Source organism: Bacillus sp. IT-79MI2 (assembly GCF_949768135.1).
Taxonomy (GTDB): Bacteria; Bacillota; Bacilli; order Bacillales; family Bacillaceae_G; genus Bacillus_A; species Bacillus_A pseudomycoides.
On sequence record NZ_CATKPV010000104.1, the window covers coordinates 1 to 3,561 of the forward strand.

At 33.7% G+C, this 3,561-nt stretch carries 4 protein-coding genes and 1 pseudogene; all 5 read left to right on the top strand.

The annotated features are described in order from the left end of the window. Window positions 1–412 precede the first annotated feature (412 nt). A pseudogene (locus ACM6HU_RS24275) lies at window positions 413–985 on the top strand (helix-turn-helix domain-containing protein); the annotation flags it as partial. Window positions 986–1,196: 211 nt separating this feature from the next. Next, window positions 1,197–1,751 (top strand): hypothetical protein, encoded by a 555-nt coding sequence (locus ACM6HU_RS24280; RefSeq protein WP_077295818.1) that lies wholly within the window; start codon window positions 1,197–1,199, stop codon window positions 1,749–1,751. A gap of 56 nt (window positions 1,752–1,807) precedes the next feature. After that, window positions 1,808–2,686, top strand: coding sequence for a DUF7018 domain-containing (lipo)protein (locus tag ACM6HU_RS24285; RefSeq protein WP_088094725.1), 879 nt, complete (start codon window positions 1,808–1,810; stop codon window positions 2,684–2,686). Window positions 2,687–2,767: 81 nt separating this feature from the next. Then, complete coding sequence (locus tag ACM6HU_RS24290) at window positions 2,768–3,277, top strand: DUF7018 domain-containing (lipo)protein (RefSeq protein WP_016115797.1); 510 nt, start codon at window positions 2,768–2,770, stop codon at window positions 3,275–3,277. Between the two features lie 11 nt (window positions 3,278–3,288). Then, on the top strand, window positions 3,289–3,495 hold the full coding sequence (locus ACM6HU_RS24295; RefSeq protein ID WP_016115798.1) for a hypothetical protein: 207 nt from the start codon (window positions 3,289–3,291) through the stop codon (window positions 3,493–3,495). Window positions 3,496–3,561 lie beyond the last annotated feature (66 nt).

Sequence of the window (3,561 nt, forward strand, 5' to 3'; positions counted from 1 at the left end):
CGTCCCGTTTTCGGGGTTCACTTCAATGTGTCAAGGGTTTGTGCCTCTTAGTAAAGAGACATATATTGGTCGCGTTCCCATTGGTGAACTTGTGTGCGGAACAAAAATCAATAAAGATTTGTATCTATTAAGCTATGCATAAATGTTGTAGTACCAATGTTTAACGACAATTGTTTGTATATTGACTCTCGATAATATTCGTTTGCTTTTGAAATAAATATGGTCAAAATATGGTCATTAAACGGCCGACAAAACATAGCCTGCTTTTGCGGGTTTTTCTTCTCTATTTTCTTATTACGGATAAACTTTGATATGACAAGAAAGATATGTGGGCGAATTGTGGGTAAAAAACACCTAGCAAAAGTTTGCTTAAATTTGGCATTATGTTGCTTTTTTGTTTCCACAAAGGAGACAAATATTAATGAAGAAACTTGTGGACCTCGGCATGATCCGCCAGGTATCTATGAAAAGTAATTCTGATATGATGCAAACTGCTAATGCTATAGTAATTCGACCTATTGTGGAAGAAGTGTCCGACAAGGAACCTACTAAAAGTCCTACAAAGTGTCCTACCATTAAAACACCCCCTGTTTCCTTAAAACAAAATATAAAAGATATAAACAAACGTAATAGTAATGAGAATAGTAATACTACTGAAGAGAATATTAAACAAGCTGATTTTGTTGCTCACTGGGTTCCAGAACGTTTCGTTTCTTTAACTAGCTCTTTTTATTCTGAATCAAAAACAATTCAAGAACTGTGGAAGGTTGTAAGACAGTGTAATAGAGTTGTTAATTACACAACAGGTGATAAAGCATTTACTAAAGACCAGGAGCTTACTATTGGCTTAAAAGCTATTAAAGAGTTTGTTATGAAAGTGAAGTCTGGAATAAAAATGAAGTATGGTAAATTTGCTTATTTCAATGGGATTGTAAATAACTTAATGGACAAGTTCTACTTCGATAAAGAGTTTATGGGATTATAAAAAAGCTCCCAAACGCTGAGGAACCAATAAGGGAATTTTTTTAAAAAGCATATGGGGCGGGATTTTCTACAACCGTAATACATTTTTTCATATTGTTAAAACACTCAAAATTTCTCTTAAGGATGGGAAATCTTCATATCTTATTTATATAATTCATGTTATGGTACAATATGTTAATTAATTACAATACTTTCTAAAAGGAGGATACATAATGAAAGGAACGAAACTCGTATCATTAGCAATACCTATTCTATTATTAGTAGGTTGTGGGGTAGGAGATAAAGATTCTACCCCTAAGACTGAGAAGACTAGTAAAGCAATGTCGAAAACAGTAATATCTGAAAAACAGTATCCGTATTATATTTGTGAGCAACTGGTAGATTTTCAATTCAAGAAGGATGAAATATTGTTAAAACTAGGAGAAGCTTCAAAAGATAATAAGAAATATAAAGATGTATTTAAAACAGCAAACGATATGGATGAAGCCTTAGACCGTATGGAGAACATAATAGTACCTGATAAATACAAAGACATTCATAAACTCGTACAAGAAGGGATAACAGATGCAAGAAAAGGAACAAAGTTAATAAAAGACGCTGATAAAGACGATGGACTGAAGATTCAAGAAGCTGTATTAAAAAGTTCTCCACATATGTCAGGTGTAGATGGAGAACAGTGGAGAGAAGCAATTTATAAGTTAAATCAGGAAACCAAAGATGCCTACGCCAAAGCACTTGATAAGAAAATGGAAGAACATACAAAGTAATAGAGTAACTTGTAATTATACATACAATCATTCAACTAATAAGGGGTAATAGAAATATGAAAGCAAAGAAACTTGTAACGTTAGCACTTCCAATCATGTTATTAGGTGGTTGCGGAACAGACAAAGCAGAGAAGAAAGCAGACTCTAAAGTAGAAGTAAAAGCAGAAGAAAAAGAAAAGGTATCAAAAGAGGCTTACCCTGCACGTATGTCAAACTTAGATTATGAGTTAAAGACAAAGATGTCTGATATTACTGAGTTAACGAAAAGAAAAGACAACGATGTAAAAGAGTTAAACAAAGAGATTCTAAAAAGTGCAGATGAGGTACAAGAAATATTTGCTAAGTTTTATAAAATAGACCCACCTAAAGAGTTTGAAGAAGCACACAAGACTGTTATAAAAGCAATAGACTGTTATAAAGAAGCGTTTGACACACAAATAAGTCTAGCAAAAAGTGGTTCTGTAACAAAGAAGAAGACGGAACAATTAAAAGAATTAATGTATAAAGGCAATAACTACTTAGAAGAAGGTATGCAACCAATTGAGAAAGCTGTAGACCATACCGCAAGACAGAATCAATCGTATGACCCTATCACTTTATCAAAAGACGGTAAAGAAATAATTGGTGAATGGGGTAGTTATGTTGGTGACAAGTTCACCAAAGGATCAGAGTTCCGTCAAGATGGTACATACACCATATTTGATGATGAAGACAACACACCTTATGAGAACTCACATATGGATGGGAAATGGTCTTACAATGGAGACAAGAAAGAAATGACATTAACAATAGACGAGTATGTAAAAGACGGAAAAAAGGCGAAACCTGGTGAAATGAAACAATCTATGTCCTATACGATGGAGTACTTTAGAGATGGTATATTCAAAATGGTAGGCGACGATGGTAGCAAGATGCACCAAGTAAAACGTAAGTAATAGTTAGTAATGGGTTACTTATCAAAAGTAACCTGTATTACATATAAACAATACAATACAATACAAGAGGGGTATTCAATCATGAAAGCAAAGAAACTAGTAGGTTTAGCACTTCCAATCATGTTATTAGCAGGGGTAGGTTGTAACAAAGACAGCGTAGAAGAGAAAAAGACTGATAACTTACAAGTATCAGAAGAGAAGAGTCAAGACGTATCGAAGGTTAAAGCAGAGAAAGAATATAAGTCAAAATTAAACTCTTTAATGAAAGATATTACGAAGGAATCACTGGAGTTAAACGAAATCTTGAATAGTACTAAACCAATAGAAGAAAAAGACACAGAATTTAGAGAGAAGTCACATGCTATATACGAGACAGCAGAAAAGTTAGTTGCGTTAGACCCTGGAGATAAATATCTAGACGTACAAAATACTGTAAAAGAAGTTACGTATGCACTAAGGGAAGGCGTAAGTTCAATAAGAAACGGATTAACTATGAGAGACGGAAGTGTAGTTCAACAAGGTGGGGAGTCAATGGATAAAGCGTCTAAACTAATATTTGAAGTAGATAAAAAGTTGAAAGAGACAAAATAAGGGGTATAACAATGAAACGTAAACTATTAGCAGTTGCATTGCCAGTTATGTTAATTAGTGAGGTAGGTTGTTCTAAAGACAATGCAGAAAAAAAGAAGACTGATAGTTTACAAGTCGTAGTAAATTATAAAACTTCTATACTTGACTTAAGTAAAGCGTTAGAAAGCAAATTATCTACAGAAGAATTAAAAGAGTTACTTATGAATGCTAAAGTTTAATACATAGTAAAAAAGCCGACTCAATTGAACTGCCCCCCAATTGTTAGACACAGTCTAACAATTGGG

What these genes read in the sequence shown, in the direction of transcription:
- ACM6HU_RS24280 (WP_077295818.1), top strand. Translation starts at nt 1,197, where the DNA reads ATGAAAGGAACGAAACTCGTATCATTAGCAATACCTATTCTATTATTA.
- ACM6HU_RS24285 (WP_088094725.1), top strand. Translation starts at nt 1,808, where the DNA reads ATGAAAGCAAAGAAACTTGTAACGTTAGCACTTCCAATCATGTTATTA.
- ACM6HU_RS24290 (WP_016115797.1), top strand. Translation starts at nt 2,768, where the DNA reads ATGAAAGCAAAGAAACTAGTAGGTTTAGCACTTCCAATCATGTTATTA.
- ACM6HU_RS24295 (WP_016115798.1), top strand. Translation starts at nt 3,289, where the DNA reads ATGAAACGTAAACTATTAGCAGTTGCATTGCCAGTTATGTTAATTAGT.